The following is a 20373-nucleotide window of genomic DNA, read 5'->3' on the forward strand; positions in this document are numbered from 1 at the left end:
CCCGGCGACCGCGGCGGCGGGTGTACTCGTGCGGGGCGGCGAGGCAGCCCGACCCCTGGCCCGGACGAGGTGCGCCGGGCAGAATCCAGCGCTGTGATGATCACCGCGGACGAACTCAACCGGGCCACCCTCAGCCGCCAGCTGCTGCTGGAACGTGAACCGCTGACGGTCCAGGACGGCATACGGCGTGTGGTCGCGCTCCAGGCACAGCACCCGGCCTCGCCGTACCTCGCGCTCTGGAACCGGCTCACCGACTTCGCTCCGGCCGAACTCGACGCCGCCTTCGCCGGCCGCACGGTGGTCAAGGCGACCCTGATGCGGATCACCCTGCACGCCGTGTGCGCCGAGGACTACCGGGATTTCCGGGGAGCGATCCGGCCGATCCTGCGCGCCTCCCGGCTCGGCGACCGTTTCGCCGCCACGGGTCTGACGCCCGGGGACGCCGAGGAACTGGTGCCCGAGGTGCTGGCCTTCGCCGACCGGCCGCGGACCTCGGGCGAGATGCTGGCCTGGGCCGAGGAGCGTCTCGGCGCCGAGAAGGCCGGTGGGGCCTTGTGGGGGCTGAAGGCGTACGCACCGCTCCACCACGCCCCGACCGGCGCGCCGTGGTCGTTCGGCGCCCGGCCGTCCTTCGTGGCGGCCGGAGCAGGCCCGCCGCCTGCGGGAGGAGCAGAGGAAGGGGCAGGGGAATCAGAGGCCCTGCGCGCCCTGATCATGCGCTATCTCGCGGGGTTCGGACCCGCGTCCGTGGCGGACGTGGCGCAGTTCTCCATGGTGCGGCGCAAGCTCGTCCGCGAGGCGCTCCTGTCTCTGGACGACGCCGTCGAGGTGCTCCAAGGGCCGGACGGCAGCACGCTGTTCGACGTCCCTGGCGCGCCGCGGCCGGCCGCGGGCACGCCCGCCCCGCCTCGGCTCATGGCGATGTGGGACAGCGTTCTGCTGGCCCACGCCGACCGCAGCCGGGTGATACCCCCGGCCTACCGCCCTCTGGTGATCAGGAACAACGGCGACGTGCTACCCACTCTCCTGGTGGACGGCCGTGTCGCCGGGGTGTGGCGGCAGGTGGACGGCGCCATCGAGGCCACGGCCTTCCACCCTCTGTCGCCCGAGAGCTGGGAGGGGCTCGACGCGGAGGCCCGCTCCCTCACGGCCCTCCTCGCGGGCCGCGACACGAAGGTCTACGGCCGCCATCACCACTGGTGGGCCAAGTTCCCCGCAGCCCGCCTCAACGGTGCCGAGGTCCGCCTGCTGCCCCTGTGACCAGTAGTTCCTCCCGTCACCGGTGACCCCTTCGAGGCCCCACGCAAGCCGCGGGACCTACGGTCGCCCGTCCGGTTCCGGAGGGGTCTCGGACTCCGCCGCCTCCCCCGGGTCGTTCGGCCCGCGCAACGCGCGCCGCACGCGCGCGAGGAGGGGTGGCCCGACCCGGCGCCGGTGGCCGTGCACCCTGGGGTCGTCCGTGACGTCGTACCTCTTCACGTACGCCCCCAGGAAGGCCTGGAGGGTCGCGACGGCCGGGATGGCGATGAGCGCGCCGACCGCGCCGAGGAGCGCCGTTCCCGCGATGACCGAGCCGAAGGCGACCGCGGGGTGGATGTCCACGCTCTTGGCGGTGAGCTTGGGCTGCAGCACGTAGTTCTCGAACTGCTGGTAGATCACCACGAAGATCAGCACCCAGAGCGCGTACCAGGGTTCGACCGTGAAGGAGATCAGCATCGGCAGGGCGCCCGCCAGATACGTGCCGATCGTCGGGATGAACTGGGAGACCAGGCCCACCCACACGGCGAGCACGGGCGCGTAGGGGACGTCGAGGGCCTGGAGCAGGATGTAGTGGGCGATCCCGGAGATCAGCGCCATCAGGCCGCGGGAGTAGAGGTAGCCGCCCGTCTTGTCGACCGCGATCTCCCAGGCGCGCAGCACTTCGGCCTGCTTGGCCGGCGGCAGCACCGAGCACAGGGCGCGCCGCAGCCGCGGTCCGTCGGCGGCGAAGTAGAACGAGAACAGCAGGATCGTCAGGAGCTGGAAGAGGCCGCCGAGGACCTGCGCGGAGACGTCCAGGACGCCGCTGGCGCTGTTCTGGACGTACTTCTGCAGCCAGTCGGAGTGGACCAGGCTGTCCTGCACCTCGACGCGCGACAGCTCGGTGTGGAACGTCTGGTTGATCCAGCTGATGACCTTGTCGAGGTAGTCGGGGAAGTCCTCGACCATGTCCACGATCTGGCCCGCGAGCATCGAGCCCATCAGCGTCACGAAGCCCGCGCCGGCGATCACGACGCTCATGAAGACGATGAACGTGGCGAAGCCGCGGCGCAGGCCCCGCGCGGCCATCCAGCTCACCGCCGGCTCGACGGCCAGCGCCAGGAAGAACGCGATCAGAACGTTGATCAGCAGTCCGGTCAGCTGGTGGAAGGCCCAACTGCCCAGCTGGAAGCAGGCGATGAGGGCGAGGGCGAGCACCATGGCACGCGGCAGCCACCGCGGCATGCGGGCGCCGTTCCCCGCCTGTGCCCCGGAGGGGGGCTGAGCGGGCGGCCTCGTGCCGAGCGGGGCGGTGTCCTGGGTGACCTGCGCGGTCTCGTCTGTGGGTGCCACGGGGCCAGTCTCGCCCACTCCGCCGCCGATCGGTCGCCGCCCCCCGCGTCTTGGGACGACCCGCGCGCCATCCGGGGAGTGCCCACGCGCGCGTGACGCCACCCTGCGGCCGCCGTGCCCTTCGTGGCCGGCGCTTCGGTGAGCCGCCTGTGGTCAGCGTTTTTCGGGCGGTACGTCCATGGCCGCGCAGACCGCACGCCAGACGTCCTTGGCCTCCCAGCCGGCGTCCAGGGCTTCGTGGACCGTCCGGCCGCCCAGTTCCGCCATCACGTGATCGCGCGCGAAGGAGTCGGCGTACCCCGCTCCGAAGTGGGCCGCCATCCGCTGCCAGAAGACCGTCAACCGCATGCCTCCAGTATCGCGCCCCTGAGAGTGCAGCCCTGCGCAGGGGGCTCGGCGAGGGCTCTTTCGCCCTACGGTCGGGACATGGCCGAAACCGGAGCATCCCTCGACCCAGTGCCCTCCCTCGACCCAGTGCCCTCCCCCGACACGGCGGCCTCCTCGCCGCTCGCCCGCGCCGAGCACTTCGTCTGGCTCACCGCGCGTGTCCTGGAGCAGCGGCGGTTCACGTACCACTTCCTCGACGGCGGCGACCGGGCCGCGGACGCCGTGGAGACCGCTCTCGCCGCCTACGCCACCGAGGACGGGGGGTACGGCTACGGACTCGAACCCGATCTGCGCGGCCCCGTGAGCCAGCCGCTGCACACCGGGCACGCGCTCCGGGTCCTGGACTCGATCCGGCGCTGCGGCGGGCAGCGGGTGGAGCGTGTCTGCCGCTGTCTGACGTCCCTTTCGACGGCGGAGGGTGCTCTTCCCGCGATCCATCCCAGCCAGCGCGGCTACCCTTCGGCGCCGTTCGCGCCTGTCGTGGACGATCCGCCCGGCGAGCTGCTCTCCACCGGTCCCGTGGTCGGGTTGCTGCACCGCAACGAGGTGTGGCACGCCTGGCTCTTCCGGGCCACCGACTTCTGCTGGGCCGCCGTCGAATCGCTGGAAAAGTCGCACCCGTACGAGGTGCAGGCGGCCGTCGCCTTCCTCGACGGCGCACCCGACCGTCCGCGTGCCGAGGCCGCCGCCGACCGCCTCGGCCGCCTCGTGCGCGAGCAGCGGCTGGCCGCGCTGGACCCCGACAACCTGGCCGCGTATCCCGTATCGCCCGGATACGCGCCCGGTGAGCACCACTTCGCGCACGACTTCGCGAGAGATCCCGAGTCGCTCGCCCGCGCCTGGTTCACCGACGCCGAGATGGAGCGCTCGCTGGACTTCCTGGCGCGGGAACAGCAGGAGGACGGCGGCTGGCCCGTCCGGTGGCGGCAGTGGGCGCCGACCACGGCCCTGGAATCGCGGCCGATCGTGACCATCGAGGCGCTGCGCACACTGCGGGCCCACGGACGGTCCATCGGCTGAGGGGCGACTTGCAACGCCGTGCCGGGAAGCTGGGAGAGGGGCGCATGATTGCCGCGCGAGCGCTCCCCGCCGCCACCCCCCTCCGGAGCCATTCCGCAACCTGTCCGCGACACCGTTTCCGCAGGTCGACGCCGTTGTCAGTGGCGGGGTGCACGATGGGGGCATGGTCAGCTCCGCGTCCGGTGCCCACGGCGCCCTCGACGAGTTCTCCCCCGCGACCCGCGGCTGGTTCACGGGGGCCTTTTCCGCGCCCACCTCCGCCCAGGCCGGCGCCTGGCGGGCGATCGGCGAGGGCTCCGACGTGCTGGTCGTCGCGCCGACCGGTTCCGGCAAGACGCTGGCCGCGTTCCTGGCCGCACTCGACCAGCTCGCCTCGACCCCGCCACCGGCGGACCCGAAGAAGCGCTGCCGGGTGCTGTACGTCTCGCCGCTGAAGGCCCTCGCGGTCGACGTGGAGCGCAATCTGCGCAGCCCGCTGACCGGCATCCGCCAGGAGGCCGTGCGCCTGGGCATGCCCGAGCCCGAGGTGCGCGTGGGCATCCGTTCGGGTGACACCCCGGCCGCCGAGCGGCGCGCCCTGTCCACCCGCCCGCCGGACATCCTGATCACGACCCCCGAATCGCTCTTCCTGATGCTCACCTCGGCCACCAGGGAGGCGCTCACCGGCATCGAGACGGTGATCCTCGACGAGGTGCACGCCGTCGCGGGCACCAAGCGCGGCGCCCATCTCGCGCTGTCCCTGGAGCGGCTCGACGAGCTGCTGCCCAAGCCCGCGCGCCGCATCGGCCTGTCGGCGACCGTGCGGCCGGTGGACGAGGTGGCGCGCTATCTCTCCCCCAAGCGCAAGGTGGAGATCGTCCAGCCCCCGTCCGGCAAGAAGTTCGACCTCTCGGTGGTCGTCCCCGTCGAGGACCTGGGAGAGCTGGGCGGCTCCCCGGTCGCCGACTCCGGGGACGGCACGGGCCCGGCGGCCGAGCGCCCCTCGATCTGGCCGCACGTCGAGGAGCGCATCACCGACCTCGTCCAGGCGCACCGCTCGACGATCGTCTTCGCCAACTCCCGCCGCCTGGCGGAGCGCCTGTGCAACCGCCTCAACGAGATCGCGTACGAGCGGGCGACCGGCGAGGCCCTCCCCGAGGACCACTCGCCCGCCGAGCTGATGGCCGAATCCGGCGCCGCCAAGGGCGCCCCACCGATCCTGGCCCGCGCCCACCACGGCTCGGTCTCCAAGGAGCAGCGCGCGCAGGTCGAGGAGGACCTGAAGGCGGGCAGGCTGCCGGCCGTGGTCGCCACGTCCAGCCTGGAGCTGGGCATCGACATGGGAGCGGTCGACCTGGTCGTGCAGGTCGAGTCGCCGCCGTCCGTCGCCTCCGGGTTGCAGCGCGTGGGCCGCGCGGGCCATCAGGTGGGCGCGGTCTCCACCGGCGTCGTCTTCCCGAAGTACCGGGGGGACCTCGTCCAGGCCGCCGTGGTCACGGAGCGGATGCGGACCGGTGCCATCGAGTCGCTGCGCGTTCCGGCCAACCCGCTGGATGTGCTGGCGCAGCAGCTGGTGGCGATGGTCGCGCTCGACACCTGGCAGGTCGACGACCTCCTCACGGTCGTCCGCAGGGCCGCCTCCTTCGCCTCGCTCCCGGAGTCCGCGTTCACGGCCGTCCTGGACATGCTCGCGGGCCGCTATCCCTCCGACGCCTTCGCCGAGCTGCGTCCCCGCGTGGTCTGGGACCGCGTGGCGGGCACGGTCACCGGACGGCCGGGCGCCCAGCGGCTGGCGGTCACCTCCGGAGGCACGATCCCCGACCGCGGCCTCTTCGGGGTCTTCCTCGCAGGCGCCGACCCCAAGAAGGGCGGCGGCCGCGTCGGCGAGCTGGACGAGGAGATGGTCTACGAGTCGCGTATCGGTGACGTCTTCACGCTCGGCACCAGCTCCTGGCGCATCGAGGACATCACCCGTGACCGTGTGCTCGTCTCCCCCGCCCCCGGCGTCCCGGGCCGCCTGCCCTTCTGGAAGGGTGACCAGCTGGGCCGCCCGCTCGAACTGGGCCGTGCGCTCGGCGCCTTCCTCAGGGAGGTCGGTGCCCTGTCGCCGGAGGCCGCGCGCGAGCGGCTGCTGGCCGCGGGACTCGACTCCTGGGCCGCCGACAACGTCCTGACGTACCTCGCGGAGCAGCGCGAGGCCTGCGGGCACATCCCGGACGACCGCACGATCGTGGTCGAGCGGTTCCGCGACGAGCTGGGTGACTGGCGGGTCGTCGTGCACTCCCCCTTCGGGGCCCAGGTGCACGCCCCGTGGGCGCTCGCCCTGGGCGCGCGCCTGACCGAGCGGTACGGCATGGACGCGCAGGTCATGCACGCCGACGACGGCATCGTGCTGCGCCTGCCGGACGCCGACCTGATGGGCCTGGACCTGCTCGACCAGGATCCCGCCGAGCCCGCCGTCGAGTACGACGCGGACAAGGCGCCCATCGGGGCCGGTGACGTCGCCTTCGACAAGGGCGAGGTCAACCAGATCGTCACCGATCAGGTGGGCGGATCGGCCCTGTTCGCCTCCCGCTTCCGGGAGTGCGCCGCCCGTGCCCTGCTGCTGCCGCGCCGCAGCCCCGGCAAGCGCACCCCGTTGTGGCAGCAGCGTCAGCGGGCCGCGCAACTGCTGGAAGTGGCGAGCGAGTTCGGTTCGTTCCCCATCGTCCTGGAGGCCGTCAGGGAATGCCTCCAGGACGTCTTCGACGTACCGGGCCTCACCGAGCTGATGGGTGACATCGAGTCCCGCAGCGTGCGCCTCGTCGAGGTCACGACCCCCGAGCCCTCTCCCTTCGCCCGCTCCCTCCTTTTCGGGTACGTCGCCCAGTTCCTGTACGAGGGCGACTCTCCGCTGGCCGAACGGCGCGCGGCGGCCCTCTCCCTGGACTCCCACCTGCTCGCCGAACTGCTGGGCCAGGCCGAGCTGCGCGAGCTGCTCGACGCGGACGTCCTGGCCGAGCTGGAGCAAGAGCTGCAATGGCGCACGGAGGACCGCCGGATCAAGGACCGCGAAGGCGTGGCCGACCTGCTGCGGCTGCTCGGGCCGCTCACGGAGGCCGAGCTGGCCGAGCGCGCTGCGGAGCCCGAGTGGGCCGCCGAGCTGGCGTCCGCGCGCCGCGCCATCCGCGTACGGATCGCCGGGGCCGACCACTGGGCGGCGATCGAGGACGCGGGCCGCCTGCGCGACGCCCTCGGCACCGCCCTGCCCGTGGGCGTACCCGAGGCGTTCACCGAGCCGGTCAAAGACCCTCTCGGCGACCTCCTGGCCCGCTTCGCGCGCACACACGGCCCGTTCACGTCCGCCACGGCCGCCGCGCGCTTCGGTCTCGGGACGGCGGTCACCGAGGGCGCGCTGCAACGCCTCGCGGCGAACGGCCGGGTCGTACAGGGCGAGTTCCACCCCGCGGGCATCGGCCAGGAGTGGTGTGACGCCGCGGTCCTGCGCCGCCTGCGCCGCCGCTCCCTGGCGGCCCTGCGCCACGAGCTGGAACCGGTGCCTCCCTCGGCACTCGCCCAATTCCTTCCTCAGTGGCAGCACTTGAACGGCCACGGCCTGCGCGGCGTGGACGGCCTCGCGCGGGCCATCGAGCAGTTGCAGGGGGCCACGGTCCCGGCGTCCGCGCTCGAAAAGCTCGTCCTGCCCTCACGGGTCTCCGGCTACACCCCGGCCATGCTCGACGAACTGACCGCGGCCGGGGAAGTGGTCTGGGCCGGCGCCGGGTCCCTGCCCGGAAAGGACGGCTGGGTCTCCCTCTACCTCGCCGACACCGCGCCCCTGCTCCTGCCTCCCCCGCACCCCTTGGAACTCAGCGCCCTGCACCAGTCCGTCCTGGACACCCTCTCCGGGGGGTACGGCCTCTTCTTCCGGCAGATCGCCGACCAGGTCCGCGCCACCACCCACCCGGAGTCCTCCGACCCGCAACTGGCCGACGCCATCTGGGACCTGGCCTGGTCGGGGCGGCTCACCAACGACACCCTCGCCCCGATGCGCTCGCTCCTGGGCTCGGGCCGCACCGCGGGCGCCACCGCCCACCGCGCCAGACGAGGCATCCCGCGCGGGCGCTACGGCACGCTGACCGCCGCCGCGCGCACCGCCTCCCGTACCGGCCCGCCGACCGTGGCGGGCCGCTGGTCGCTGCTCCCGCCGCGCGAGCCCGACCCGACGCTGCGCGCGCATGCTCTGGCCCGCTCGCTCCTGGACCGGCACGGCGTGGTCACGCGGGGCGCGGTGGCGGCCGAGGGCGTCGAGGGCGGCTTCTCGGCGACGTACCGCGTCCTGTCGGCCTTCGAGGACAACGGCCAGGCCCGGCGGGGCTACGTCGTGGAAGGGCTCGGCGCGGCCCAGTTCGCGATGGACGGTGCGGTGGACCGCCTGCGGGCCACGGCGAACTCCCGGGAGCGCACGGAGGGCGCGCGCCCCTCCGACGCGCAGGCCGCCGTCGTCCTCGCCGCCGCCGACCCGGCCAACGCGTACGGCGCGGCGCTGCCCTGGCCCGAGCCGCCGACCGGCGCGAGCCACAAGCCGGGCCGCAAGGCGGGCTCCCTCGTCGTCCTGGTCGACGGCGAACTGACGCTGTACATGGAGCGCGGCGGCAAGACCCTGCTGGCCTGGCCCGCCGCCCCCGGTGAGCCGGTCACGGAAGACACGCGGCTGCCCGCGGCCGCCGGCGCCCTGGCCGCTGCCGCCCGAGCGGGCTCCCTCGGCACGGTCACCGTGGAGCGGGTCAACGGCGCCGCCGCACTGACCTCCCCCTTCGCCCCGCTCCTGGAAGGAGCCGGCTTCCTCGCCACGCCCCGAGGCCTGCGCCTGCGCGCGTAACGGCGGGCTTCCACCGGGCTCGGACGCACTGCTCCGGGCGTCGTCTGGCGGGCCCCACCCTGTCCGGCCGGGCAGCCAGGCCTGCACATCCCCGCCCGGCCGAGCGGGGTGACAGCCAGACCCGCGTACCCCCACCCCGCCCAGCCGAGCAGGCAGCCAGACCCGCGAACCCCCACCCCGCCAGGCCGGGCAGCCAGGCCTCCACACCCCGCCCCGCCCGGCCGAGCGGGCAGACAGCCAGGCAAGCAAGCCCGGGCACGCCTCAGGCACTCCACCCACCCTCACCGCCACCCCCCGTACCGCCCACCCCCGTGCCACCCTGGAGCCATGCCCGAAGGAGACACCGTCCACCAGGCAGCCCAGCGGCTGCACAGTGCCCTCGCGGGGCACACCCTCACGCGCTCCGATCTCCGCGTGCCCAAGCTCGCGACGGTCGACCTCACCGGCCGCACCGTCCTGGACGTGACCCCGAGGGGAAAGCACCTGCTCACGCGGATCGAGGGCGGGCTCACCCTGCACTCCCACCTCCGCATGGACGGCGCCTGGCGGATCTACGCCCCCGGCGAGCCCTGGCGCGGCGGCCCGGGCCACCAGATCCGGGCCATCCTCGGCACCGCCGAGCGCACCGCCGTCGGATACCGCCTGCCCGTCCTCGAACTGCTCCGCACCGCCGACGAGGACAAGGCCGTGGGCCACCTGGGCCCCGACCTCCTCGGCCCGGACTGGGACCCCGAACGCGCACTGACCAACCTCCGGGCCACACCGGAACGCGCCCTCGGTGAAGCCCTCTTGGACCAGCGGAATCTCGCCGGGATCGGCAACGTCTACAAGAGCGAGCTCTGCTTCCTCCTGAGGGTCACTCCCTGGCTCCCCGTCGGCGAGCTCTCCGAGGATCTGGCGGCCCGTCTCCCCGTCCTCTCCAAGAAGCTCCTGGAGGCGAACCGCCACCGCCCCTCCCGTACCACCACGGGCCGTGACCGCCCCGGCCACCGCCTGTACGTGTACGGCCGCGCGCGTCAACCCTGCCTGCGCTGCGGCACCCCGCTCCGGGTGGCGGAGCAGGGCGACGGCACGCGCAGCCGCCCCACCTACTGGTGCCCGGCCTGCCAGCAGGGTCCGACCCCCTGACCCGACGGCCGGTCCCCGCTCCCGCATACGCGCGCGCATACCCACACGCGCCCCGCCCGGCCGGTTGACGCCCCGTCAGATCCGGTCGTACCGTCCCGTCATGCCCCTCAAGGCGTACGACCTCACGGGACGCACCGCGTTCGTCACCGGTGCCGCCGGCGGTATCGGCCGGGCGTCGGCCCTGCTCCTGGCCGAGGCGGGCGCCACCGTCCACTGCGCCGACCGCGACACCCAGGGGCTCGACGAGACCGCGACGCTCATCAAGAGAACGGCCCGCGGCGAAGCGCACACACACCCGCTGGACGTCACCGACAAAGAGCAGGTCGACCGAGCCGTCATGGCCGCCGCGACCGCCGCGCCCCATGGCCGGCTCGACGTCATGGCGGCCATCGCCGGAGTCATGCACAGCAGCCCGGTCCTGGAGACGCGCGACGAGGACCTCGACCGGGTCATGAACATCAATTTCAAGGGCGTGCTGTACGCGTGTCAGGCGGCAGCCCGCACCATGATCCATGCGAACCGGGACCCGGCACCGGAGGTGAACCCACCCACAGGCACCGCAAGCCTCGCAGGCGGCAGCATCATCACCATGGCCTCGGGGGCGGTGGACACCGGCGCCCCCGGTCTTCTCTGCTACGGCGCGGCGAAAGCCGCCGTCGTCCAGCTCACCAGGACCCTGGCAACAGAAATGGGCCCCCACGGCATCCGGGTCAACGCCATCGCACCGGGCTGGATCCGCACCCCGATGACCGAGCGCCACGACGCGCGGGCCCAAGCCCACACCGAGGCAATGATGGCGCGGATGTCACCCCTGGGCCGCGTGGGCGAACCGGACGAGATCGCGCATGCCGTGCTGCATCTGGCCTCCGACGCCTCTTCCTTCACGACGGGCCAGATCCTCCGCCCCAACGGCGGCGTCGCCATGCCCTGGTGACCCGCGCCTTGCCCGGCCCCACCGGCCCCGCACGCCCATCACGGGCAAGCCCCCCAGCCACAGGCTCCCCCGCCGCAAGCTCGCCGGCCGACCGCCGCTCAGCCCGTGCCCGGGCTCGGGCCCTCGCCGGCCCCAGGGCCCGGGTTTCCGGCACACAGTGCACGGGAAGGAGGCTCAGCCCCCACCCTCCGATCGCGGCAGCCCCTTCCAGGGCCCCCGCGTCGGACGTGCAGGCGAGCCTCAGCACTCCCCACCACCACAGCGCCCCGAAACCAAGGGCAGGCACCCAGCGCACGATCCGCCACGCCACGGCTGTCACGCTCTCGGCTATCACGGCTGCCACCTCCCGCCGACGCGAGATCGACGCTAAACGCCCTGGTTCACCCCTCGGGAGGGCGTACCACCGGCAACGGAAGCACTACACGGCGCACGGAGCGCCAAGCCGAGGCACCGCCCCGGACAGGCGCCACCCCGAGTCCCGCCGCCGGACTCCCGGGCACCCAGGCCCACCGTCGAACGACGGGGCTCAGCCGTTCTCCGCCTGGAACATCCAGTGGTGCTTCTCCAGGTCGGCCGTGATGCCGATGAAGATGTCCTGGCTGACCGGGTCGGCCTCACCGGTCGCGTCGATCCGCGCACGGAACCGCGTGATCACCGCGCCGAGCGCGTCCACGAGGACGCCGATCGCGTCCGAGTCCTTGATCCAACCCTCGGGGGTCTTGCCGATGCCGGTGCTCTGCGCGACGGTCGCCGCACGCCCGTCGGGCGAGACACCCAGCGTCGAGGCGCGCTCCGCCACCGTGTCGGAGTGCTGCCTGGCGGTGTCCACGACCTCGTCGAGCTGCAGATGTACGGAGCGGAAGCGCGGGCCGATCACGTTCCAGTGGACCTGCTTGGCCACCAGGGAGAGGTCGACCAGGTCCACCAGCGCGCCCTGCAGCGCCTCCGAGACCGTCTTCTGATCCGCGTCGGACAGCGGGCTCTTGGCGACGTACATCTGTCTCCTCCAACTCATCGACGATCGAGAGAAATCCTCATCAACCATGGCATAAGTACGCCAATATGGCTGATCAAGAGGTCTTCTATCCCCTTCGGGAGCTTCTACACAGGACGTCCGTCCCACCGCACAGGACGTTTCGCCCCAGGGGAGAACGCGGAAGGTCCCGACCGGATATCCGGTCGGGACCTTCCGCTGGCAGGGCGCTCAGCCGCTCGGTGACGCCATACGGCGATCACGCCGCGACGACGTCCACCGCCTCGGCCGGAGCCTTGATCGTGACTCGGTCCGGCGGCACACCGGCCACCGAGACGGAATTGAGCATCGGGCGAACCGGCGCACGCACCGGCTCCGTGACAGTTGCAGACTCAGCCAGCTCGGCGAGCGACAGTTCGTCGCTCACTTCACGCATCAGCTCGGACATCCGTACGTCAAGCGCGTCGCAGATCGCGGAAAGCAGCTCGGAGGAAGCCTCCTTCTGCCCCCGCTCCACCTCGGAGAGATAGCCGAGCGAGACTCGGGCGGACGAGGAGACTTCGCGCAGAGTACGGCCCTGGCGCTGGCGCTGCCGACGCAGCACGTCACCCAGCAGGCGACGGAGCAGAATCATCGGTGGCTCCCTCCTCGGACCGCGTAGCCGCATCCTTCACGCCCCACCGTACCGCCTCGCGCGGCGGCCGTGCGGGGAGCGATGTCGTGTTCACTCAGGGCTGCAAACATCAGTACCCCCCGTTCTGTTCCGTATCCTGTGTCCCTCTGTTCCCGGCGGCTTCGCCCGAGAGCTGCTTGAGCAGCAGCGTGAGCACGCTCCGTACACTCTCCATACGGATTTCCGTACGGTCTCCGTTCAACCGCAGGGCGGAGACTTTCCCCTCGGCTCCGCCATCGGCGTAACCCGGCACGCCGTCCTGGCCGGGCCCCGCGACCGCCACGAAAACGGTCCCGACGGGCTTGCCGTCCTGGGGCTCGGGCCCCGCCACACCGGTGGTCGCGATGCCCCAGTCGGCGCCGAGCGCCTTGCGCACGCCGACCGCCATCTGACGCGCGACCTCGGGATCCACGGCCCCGCGTTCGTCCAGCAGGGTGCCGTCGACGCCGAGCACGTCCCGCTTCAGGTCGGTGGCGTACGCCGTCACGGAGCCCCGGAAGACCATCGAGGCCCCGGGCGCGGCCGTCACCTCGGCGGCCACCAGACCCCCCGTGAGCGACTCGGCGGCCGCCAGCGTCTCGCCGCGCGCGGCGAGGAGCCGCAGCAACTTGCTCGCTGTCACCGCGGAAGCGGAGAGTCCGGGGGATGTCACTTCGCGGCCTCCCGGGCGGATTCGGTCTCCGCCGCACGTTCCTCGGCCATGCCCTGCTTGCGCAGCACCACGGCCTGCTTCACATAGTCGAGTCCGGTCACCACCGTCAGCACGACGGCGACCGCCATCATCCAGAACCGCAGCGTCGCGAGCGGTCCCGTCAGGGCGAGAACGTACATCCCGACGGCCGTGCCCTGCGCCAGCGTCTTCATCTTGCCGCCGCGGCTGGCCGGAATGACTCCATAACGGATCACCCAGAACCGCAACAGCGTGATGCCCAGCTCACGTCCCAGGATCACCCCGGTGACCCACCACGGCAGGTCACCGAGCCAGGACAGGCAGATCAGCGCGGCCCCCATGATCGCCTTGTCGGCGATCGGGTCCGCGATCTTCCCGAAGTCCGTGACCAGGTTGTACGTCCGGGCCAGGTGCCCGTCGAAAAGGTCGGTGATCATGGCGACCGCGAAGGCGGCCCAGGCGAACGACCGCCAGGCCGGGTCATGGCCGCCATTGCCGAGCAACAGCATCACAAAGCCCGGGACGAGCAGCAACCGGACCATGGTGAGGAGGTTGGCGACGTTCCACAGGCTGGCCTGATTGACGGCCGCAGCACCCAGCTTCCCGCCACGCGCCGGCTTGGCGCCCTGGGCGCCGTGCGTGCCGGGACCGCCTGACGCGGATGCCGGGACGCCGGTCATCTGCCGGCCTCCTCGAGACACTCAGCCACCAAGTCCACGCCCTCCGTGCCGACGACCTTTGCCACGACCATACGGCCGACCCGCAGGCCGTCCCCACCGGTGGTGCCCGTCAGACGGATCTGGCCGTCCGTCTCCGGGGCCTGGTGCGCGGCGCGGCCCAGCGGCCCCTCTTCCTCGTCCAGGGACTCGACGAGGACCTCGACGCTCTCGCCGAGCCGCTCCTCGGCGCGCTGCGAGGTCAGGTCCTCCGCGAGCCGGGCGATGTACGCGAGCCGCTCGTCGACGACGTCCTGGTCCAGCTTCTGGTCGTACGTCGCCGCCTCGGTGCCCTCCTCGTCCGAGTAGCCGAAGACGCCGATGGCGTCCAGGCGCGCGCCGGTGAGGAAGCGCTCCAGCTCCGCGAGGTCGCTCTCGGTCTCGCCGGGGAAGCCGACGATGAAGTTGGACCGGACACCGGCCTGCGGCGCCTTGGACCGGATGGTCTCCAGCAGCTCCAGGAAGCGGTCGGTGTCACCGAAGCGCCGCATCGCGCGCAGCACGCCGGGCGCGGAGTGCTGGAAGGACAGGTCGAAGTAGGGGGCGACCTTCTCCGTCGAGGTGAGGACGTCGATGAGGCCGGGCCGCATCTCGGCGGGCTGCAGATAGCTGACCCGCACCCGCTCGATCCCGTCGACGGCGGCCAGCTCGGGCAGGAGCGTCTCCAGGAGGCGGATGTCGCCGAGGTCCTTGCCGTACGAGGTGTTGTTCTCGGAGACGAGCATGACCTCCTTGACGCCCTGCTCGGCGAGCCAGCGGGTCTCACCGAGGACGTCGGAGGGGCGGCGCGAGATGAAGGAGCCGCGGAAGGACGGAATGGCGCAGAACGAACAGCGCCGGTCGCAGCCCGAGGCCAGCTTCACGGAGGCGACGGGGCTGGTGCCGAGGCGGCGGCGCAGCGGGGCGCGCGGCCCCGACGCGGGCGCGACGCCCTCGGGCAGGTCCTTGGGGGCGGCCACGGGGGCGTGCCCGGGCAGGGCGACACCCGCCCCGGCGTCCTGGCGCTCCGCGGGGCTGATCGGCAGCAGCTTGCGCCGGTCGCGCGGGGTGTGCGCCTCGACGCTGCCGCCGCTCAGGATGGTCTGCAGCCGGTTGGAGATGTCGGAGTAGTCGTCGAACCCGAGTACGCCGTCGGCCTCGGGGAGCGCGTCGGCGAGTTCCTTGCCGTACCGCTCGGCCATGCAGCCGACCGCGACGACGGCCTGGGTCTTGCCGTGGCCCTTGAGGTCATTGGCTTCGAGCAGGGCGTCGACGGAGTCCTTCTTGGCGGCTTCGACGAAGCCACAGGTGTTGACGACGGCGACATCCGCGTCCTCGGCGTCCTCGACGAGCTGCCAGCCATCCGCCTCCAAGCGGCCTGCGAGCTCCTCCGAGTCCACCTCGTTACGGGCGCAGCCAAGAGTGACAAGGGCGACGGTGCGGCGTTCGGGCATGCTCTCAAGACTACTTCGTCCACGCCTCGGCACCCGCCGCCAGGGTTACCCGGCAGTCGGCCCACGGCCCCCGGCGCGTCACCCGGAGGTCACCGGGGTCCTTGCCGCGGCGCAGGTCAGGGCCTGTCCGGCACCGGTCAGCCGACTTCCGGGTCGCCCTTGGTGTACGTGAGGCGCTCCACCTGGCCGGGCTCGAATTCGTTCTGGACCGGCTTGCCGTTCACGAACAGGTCGATCGCGCCCGCGTCGCCGAGGACGAGGTCGATCTTCTGCTTGTCCTGGAAGGTCTTGGCCTGGCCCTGCTCCAGGACGCCGTCGAAGAGGGTGCGGCCGCTGTGGTCCTTCGCCGAGATCCAGCTGCGGCCGTCGGCGGCGTCGACCCTGACCGTGACCTTGTCCCGGGGCACGCCGGCGATGGCGCTGTCCGAGGGGTCGGGCTTGGGGTCGGCGGGCTTGGCGGGCTTGGGCCTGGGGGCGGGCTTGGTGCCGCCGGCCGAGGTGCCCTCGGCGACCGACTTCGATCCGTCGCTCTCGTCGCCGCCGTTGAACGCGGTGAAGCCGACGAAGCCGATCACCGCGACGATCGCGGCCACCATGGCGGCGGTCCAGTTCGGCCGGCGCGGGTCGGAGCGGATGCGCTCGGCCTCGAAGAGGGGCGCCGCGGATGTGGGCGCGGGCGGTCGGCCGCCGCGGCCCTCGTCGTACCGGGCGAGCAGCGGGGCCGGTTCGAGCCCCACGGCGCGCGCCAGCGTCCTGATGTGGCCGCGCGCGTACACGTCGCCGCCGCAGCGGGAGAAGTCGTCCTGTTCGATGGCGTGCACGATGGGGATCCGCACCCGGGTGGAGGTGCTGATCTCGTCCACGGTCAGGCCGGCGGCGACGCGGGCCTGGCGCAGGGCGGTGCCGATCGAGGGCCGGTCGTCGTCCCGGAGGTCACCTGCCGGGGTGTCGTCCGCCGGGCCGTCGGGTGCGGGGCCGGCGATTCGGTCGAGGCGGTCGTCCGAAGGTCGGTCGTCTTCAGGGGAGTTGCCGATGGACACGGGGGCGCCTTTCGCGTGTAGCCACCTGCCGGAGGTTCAGTTTACGGGGGCCGAGAAAGGGTGGGGCAACCGGACGGACGGACTTTGTACGCCATCGGAATGGCCGGACATCCTGATGGCGGGACATTGTGCTGTCCCCTTCCTCAACTTGACGTATGCCCGGGGGAAACGGTTGCCTCGCGACCCTTACGGGTGAGCCTCCCCGCGGATCACGGCGAGCACGCCGTCCAGCTCGTCGGGCTTCACCAGGACGTCACGTGCCTTGGAGCCCTCGCTGGGACCCACGATGGAGCGCGACTCCATGAGGTCCATCAGCCGGCCGGCCTTGGCGAAGCCGACGCGCAGCTTGCGCTGGAGCATCGACGTGGACCCGAACTGGGTGGATACGACCAGCTCAGCGGCCTGACACAGCAGGTCGAGGTCGTCGCCGATGTCCTCGTCGATCTCCTTCTTCTGCTTGCTGCCGACGGTCACGTCGTCGCGGAAGACGGGCGCCATCTGGTCCTTGCAGTGCTGGACCACCGCGTGGATCTCGTCCTCGGTGACGAACGCGCCCTGCATTCGGGTGGGCTTGTTCGCCCCCATCGGCAGGAAGAGACCGTCACCCTTTCCGATGAGTTTCTCGGCACCCGGTTGGTCGAGGATGACGCGGCTGTCCGCCAGCGAGGAGGTCGCGAAGGCGAGCCGTGAAGGGACGTTCGCCTTGATCAGACCGGTCACGACGTCCACCGAGGGCCGCTGTGTGGCGAGCACCAGGTGGATGCCGGCCGCGCGCGCGAGCTGCGTGATGCGCACGATCGAGTCCTCGACGTCGCGCGGCGCGACCATCATCAGGTCGGCCAGCTCATCCACGATCACCAGCAGATACGGGTAGGGCTGCAGCTCCCGCTCGCTGCCCTCGGGCGTCTTGAGCTTGCCCTCGCGCACGGCCTGGTTGAAGTCGTCGATGTGGCGGTAGCCGAAGGCGGCGAGGTCGTCGTAGCGCAGATCCATCTCGCGTACGACCCACTGGAGGGCCTCCGCGGCCTTCTTGGGGTTGGTGATGATGGGCGTGATCAGGTGCGGGATGCCCTCGTACGCCGTGAGCTCGACGCGCTTGGGGTCGACGAGGACCATCCGCACGTCCTCGGGCGTCGCTCTTATCATGATCGAAGTGATCAGGCAGTTGATGCACGACGACTTACCCGAACCAGTGGCTCCGGCGACCAGGATGTGCGGCATCTTCGCCATGTTGGCCATGACGTAGCCGCCCTCGACGTCCTTGCCGAGCGCCACCAGCATCGGGTGGTCGTCCTCGGCGGCGTCCGCGAGGCGCAGGACGTCTCCGACGTTGACCATCTCGCGGTCGGTGTTGGGGATCTCGATGCCGACCGCGGACTTGCCGGGGATCGGCGAGATGATCCGCACGTCCGGGGAGGCGACCGCGTACGCGATGTTCTTGGCCAGCGCCGTGATCTTCTCGACCTTCACGGCGGGGCCGAGCTCGATCTCGTAGCGCGTGACCGTCGGGCCACGCGTGAAGCCGGTGACGACGGCGTCCACCTTGAACTCCGTGAACACGTTCGTCAGCGAGGCCACCACGGCGTCGTTGGCGGCGCTGCGGGTCTTGCCGGGTCCGCCGCGCTCCAGCAGGTCGAGTGAGGGCAGCGCGTACGTGATGTCGCCGGCGAGCTGGAGCTGCTCGGCGCGCGGCGGCAGCTCGCGCGGGGTCTCCGGAGCGGACTTGGTGAGGTCCGGCACGACACTGCGCGCCGGCTCCCCCAGGTTCCGGGCGGACTCCTGCGGCTTCTTCTTCAGCTCGCCGGGTACGGGGGCGCCGGTGGCCCGCGCCGGCGGTACCGGAGCCGTGCGCGCGCGCTCCTCCTGCTCCCCGGAGACGCCCTGCGTCAGATCCGCGACCAGCGGCGAGGGCGGCATGCCGTGCAGCACGGCACCGTCCAGATCGGCGGCGGCGGCCGCCGCCACGTCCACGGCGTCCGGATGTACGGGAGTCCTGCGCGGCCTGCGCCGTTTGGTGAGCGCCTCCTCCTCGGCGAGGTCGGGCGCGTACGCGTCGGGGGCGCGGCGCCGGGCGGAGCGGGCGGGCGGCGCCTGACGCCACTGCTCGTCGTAGTCGGCGTCGTAGTCGTAGTCGTCGTCAGCGAAGTCCTCCGCCCCGAGTTCCGGCTGGATCACGCCGAGCTTGATGCCGAGCAGCCGCAGCCGCTGCGGGATGGCGTTGACGGGGGTGGCCGTGACGACCAGCAGCCCGAAGACGGTGAGCAGCACCAGCAGCGGCACCGCGAGGATGTCGCCCATGGTGAAGGTCAGCGGCGTGGCGGCGCCCCAGCCGATCAGTCCGCCGGCGTCCCTTATCGCCTGCATGCCGTCGCTGCGGGCCGGTGCGCCGCACGCGACATGGACCTGGCCGAGGACCCCGATGACCAGGGCGGACAGGCCGATCACGATGCGGCCGTTGGCCTCGGGCCGCTCCGGGTGGCGGATGAGGCGTACGGCGATGGAGCCGACCAGGAGCGGCACGAGCAGGTCGAGGCGGCCGAAGGCGCCGGTGACCAGGACCTCGACCAGTTCGCCGACCGGCCCCCGCAGGTTCGACCAGGTGCCCGCGGCGACGATCAGGGCGATGCCGAGCAGCAGCAGCGCGAGGCCGTCCTTGCGGTGGGCCGGGTCGAGTCCCTTCGCGCCGCGCCCTATGCCGCGGAACATCGCGCCGACCGCGTGGGCGACGCCGAGCCACACGGCACGCACCAGGCGGTACAGGCCGCTGGTGGCGCTGGGGGCGGGCGCGGGAGCCGGCCGCCTCGCCGCGACCTTCTTGGCCGGGGCCTTCCTCGCGGGCGCCTTCTTCGGCGCGGCCCTTTTCACGGGCGGCCTGGCGGCGGCCTTCCTCACCGGAGCCTTCGTCGGCGCGGCCGCCTTCTTCGCGGGCGTCTTCTTGGCTGCGGACTGACGTGAGGCCATGGGTGTGAGGTTACCGCTGTCGACCATTGCGGACACGTGTGCCCACCGCTTCACCCGTTCGTGTCGCCCCTGCGGAGGCGGTGAACTGACGGAGGTTCACCGGGTCCGCGGGGCGGGACGCCCCGTCAGTTCTGCGAGGGGACCGAGGGGGCGCTGGTGCCGGTGCCCGGTTCCAGGGCGTCAAGAGCCCGCCGCAGGCCGGTCAGTTTGCGTTCGAGATGGGCGGCGGTGGCCACCGCCGCCGCGTCCGCCGACTCGTCGTCGAGCTGCTTGGAGAGCGCCTCGGCCTGTTCCTCGACGGCCGCGAGCCGCGCCGACAGCTCGGCGAGCAGACCCGCCGACTCCTTGGGCTCGCCGGGCGCCGACTTGCCGCCGCCTTCGAGCTGGAGACGCAGCAGGGCTGCCTGCTCGCGCAGTTGGCAGTTCTTCATGTACAGCTCGACGAAGACCGAGACCTTCGCGCGCAGCACCCACGGGTCGAACGGTTTGCTGATGTAGTCCACCGCGCCCGCCGCGTAACCCCGGAAGGTGTGGTGCGGCCCGTGGTTGATGGCGGTGAGGAAGATGATCGGGATGTCCCGGGTCCGCTCCCGCCGCTTGATGTGCGCGGCGGTTTCGAAACCGTCCATTCCCGGCATCTGAACATCCAGCAGGATGACCGCGAAGTCGTCCGTGAGTAGTGCTTTGAGCGCTTCCTCCCCGGAAGATGCCCGCACCAGTGTCTGATCGAGCGCAGAGAGGATGGCCTCCAGCGCCAGCAGATTCTCCGGCCGGTCATCGACCAGGAGGATCTTGGCCTTCTGCACCATGGCCCGCCCTCCTCGCCCCGGCGAAACACCGGGCGCCGCCCCAGAGGACGACTCCCTTGCGCCGCCCGTCCTTGTGCCGGTCATCGTAGCCGCACCCCGCCTGTCGCCACACCCTGTCACCGCGATGTCACTGTGCACGTAGCAGAAACGCGGTGGGAGACCAGAAGGTTCCCCGCATACCGTCGTTCTACACGACC

Annotated in this window: 15 protein-coding genes; 5 read left to right on the top strand and 10 right to left on the bottom strand. The window is 72.0% G+C overall.

Annotated elements, in window-relative coordinates:
• Positions 1–93: 93 nt before the first annotated feature.
• Positions 94–1260 (top strand): winged helix DNA-binding domain-containing protein, encoded by a 1167-nt coding sequence (locus ACZ5GP_RS32610; protein WP_468754270.1) that lies wholly within the window; start codon positions 94–96, stop codon positions 1258–1260.
• A gap of 57 nt (positions 1261–1317) precedes the next feature.
• Here the strand turns inward: ACZ5GP_RS32610 and ACZ5GP_RS32615 are convergent, their stop codons facing one another.
• A complete protein-coding gene (locus ACZ5GP_RS32615; protein ID WP_468754271.1) occupies positions 1318–2592 on the bottom strand; it encodes an AI-2E family transporter in 1275 nt (424 codons plus the stop codon).
• 153 nt (positions 2593–2745) lie between these two features.
• Positions 2746–2940, bottom strand: coding sequence for a DUF3046 domain-containing protein (locus ACZ5GP_RS32620; RefSeq protein WP_358582006.1), 195 nt, complete (start codon positions 2938–2940; stop codon positions 2746–2748).
• Between the two features lie 78 nt (positions 2941–3018).
• Here ACZ5GP_RS32620 and ACZ5GP_RS32625 point away from each other — a divergent pair, with 78 nt between their 5' ends.
• From ACZ5GP_RS32625 to ACZ5GP_RS32640, 4 genes are all read left to right on the top strand, one after another.
• The gene (locus ACZ5GP_RS32625) at positions 3019–3999 is read left to right on the top strand and encodes a hypothetical protein (protein ID WP_468754272.1); all 981 of its coding nucleotides are present in this window, start codon (positions 3019–3021) and stop codon (positions 3997–3999) included.
• A gap of 163 nt (positions 4000–4162) precedes the next feature.
• Positions 4163–8839 carry an ATP-dependent helicase gene (locus tag ACZ5GP_RS32630; RefSeq protein ID WP_468754273.1) on the top strand — a complete coding sequence of 1559 codons (4677 nt, stop codon included), beginning with the start codon at positions 4163–4165 and terminating at the stop codon, positions 8837–8839.
• Between the two features lie 327 nt (positions 8840–9166).
• Positions 9167–9967, top strand: a complete 801-nt coding sequence (locus ACZ5GP_RS32635) for an Fpg/Nei family DNA glycosylase (RefSeq protein WP_468754274.1) — start codon at positions 9167–9169, stop codon at positions 9965–9967.
• Positions 9968–10067: 100 nt separating this feature from the next.
• The gene (locus ACZ5GP_RS32640; protein ID WP_468754275.1) at positions 10068–10901 is read left to right on the top strand and encodes an SDR family NAD(P)-dependent oxidoreductase; all 834 of its coding nucleotides are present in this window, start codon (positions 10068–10070) and stop codon (positions 10899–10901) included.
• 526 nt (positions 10902–11427) lie between these two features.
• On the opposite strand, the gene ACZ5GP_RS32645 is transcribed toward ACZ5GP_RS32640, so the two are convergent.
• From ACZ5GP_RS32645 to ACZ5GP_RS32680, 8 genes are all read right to left on the bottom strand, one after another.
• A complete protein-coding gene (locus ACZ5GP_RS32645; protein ID WP_468754276.1) occupies positions 11428–11898 on the bottom strand; it encodes a Dps family protein in 471 nt (156 codons plus the stop codon).
• Positions 11899–12133: 235 nt separating this feature from the next.
• On the bottom strand, positions 12134–12508 hold the full coding sequence (locus tag ACZ5GP_RS32650; protein WP_358581988.1) for a helix-turn-helix domain-containing protein: 375 nt from the start codon (positions 12506–12508) through the stop codon (positions 12134–12136).
• 109 nt (positions 12509–12617) lie between these two features.
• The gene (locus ACZ5GP_RS32655; RefSeq protein WP_468754277.1) at positions 12618–13169 is read right to left on the bottom strand and encodes a CinA family protein; all 552 of its coding nucleotides are present in this window, start codon (positions 13167–13169) and stop codon (positions 12618–12620) included.
• Positions 13170–13195: 26 nt separating this feature from the next.
• Positions 13196–13897, bottom strand: a complete 702-nt coding sequence (gene pgsA, locus ACZ5GP_RS32660) for a CDP-diacylglycerol--glycerol-3-phosphate 3-phosphatidyltransferase (RefSeq protein ID WP_468754278.1) — start codon at positions 13895–13897, stop codon at positions 13196–13198.
• Positions 13894–15366 carry a 30S ribosomal protein S12 methylthiotransferase RimO gene (gene rimO / locus ACZ5GP_RS32665; RefSeq protein WP_468754279.1) on the bottom strand — a complete coding sequence of 491 codons (1473 nt, stop codon included), beginning with the start codon at positions 15364–15366 and terminating at the stop codon, positions 13894–13896. Before rimO ends, pgsA begins: the two co-directional genes overlap by 4 nt.
• Positions 15367–15503: 137 nt before the next feature.
• A complete protein-coding gene (locus ACZ5GP_RS32670; RefSeq protein WP_468754280.1) occupies positions 15504–16406 on the bottom strand; it encodes a helix-turn-helix domain-containing protein in 903 nt (300 codons plus the stop codon).
• A 186-nt stretch (positions 16407–16592) separates the two neighbouring features.
• The gene (locus ACZ5GP_RS32675; protein WP_468754281.1) at positions 16593–19367 is read right to left on the bottom strand and encodes a DNA translocase FtsK; all 2775 of its coding nucleotides are present in this window, start codon (positions 19365–19367) and stop codon (positions 16593–16595) included.
• Positions 19368–19492: 125 nt separating this feature from the next.
• On the bottom strand, positions 19493–20176 hold the full coding sequence (locus tag ACZ5GP_RS32680) for a response regulator (RefSeq protein WP_468754282.1): 684 nt from the start codon (positions 20174–20176) through the stop codon (positions 19493–19495).
• Positions 20177–20373: the final 197 nt, after the last annotated feature.

Source organism: Streptomyces sp. NPDC031466, assembly GCF_055581265.1.

Coding starts and splice junctions, on each gene's coding strand:
- ACZ5GP_RS32620 (WP_358582006.1), bottom strand. CDS start 2,940: ATGCGGTTGACGGTCTTCTGGCAGCGGATGGCGGCCCACTTCGGAGCG.
- ACZ5GP_RS32625 (WP_468754272.1), top strand. CDS start 3,019: ATGGCCGAAACCGGAGCATCCCTCGACCCAGTGCCCTCCCTCGACCCA.
- ACZ5GP_RS32630 (WP_468754273.1), top strand. CDS start 4,163: ATGGTCAGCTCCGCGTCCGGTGCCCACGGCGCCCTCGACGAGTTCTCC.
- ACZ5GP_RS32635 (WP_468754274.1), top strand. CDS start 9,167: ATGCCCGAAGGAGACACCGTCCACCAGGCAGCCCAGCGGCTGCACAGT.
- ACZ5GP_RS32640 (WP_468754275.1), top strand. CDS start 10,068: ATGCCCCTCAAGGCGTACGACCTCACGGGACGCACCGCGTTCGTCACC.
- ACZ5GP_RS32645 (WP_468754276.1), bottom strand. CDS start 11,898: ATGTACGTCGCCAAGAGCCCGCTGTCCGACGCGGATCAGAAGACGGTC.
- ACZ5GP_RS32650 (WP_358581988.1), bottom strand. CDS start 12,508: ATGATTCTGCTCCGTCGCCTGCTGGGTGACGTGCTGCGTCGGCAGCGC.
- pgsA (WP_468754278.1), bottom strand. CDS start 13,897: ATGACCGGCGTCCCGGCATCCGCGTCAGGCGGTCCCGGCACGCACGGC.
- rimO (WP_468754279.1), bottom strand. CDS start 15,366: ATGCCCGAACGCCGCACCGTCGCCCTTGTCACTCTTGGCTGCGCCCGT.
- ACZ5GP_RS32675 (WP_468754281.1), bottom strand. CDS start 19,367: ATGGCCTCACGTCAGTCCGCAGCCAAGAAGACGCCCGCGAAGAAGGCG.
- ACZ5GP_RS32680 (WP_468754282.1), bottom strand. CDS start 20,176: ATGGTGCAGAAGGCCAAGATCCTCCTGGTCGATGACCGGCCGGAGAAT.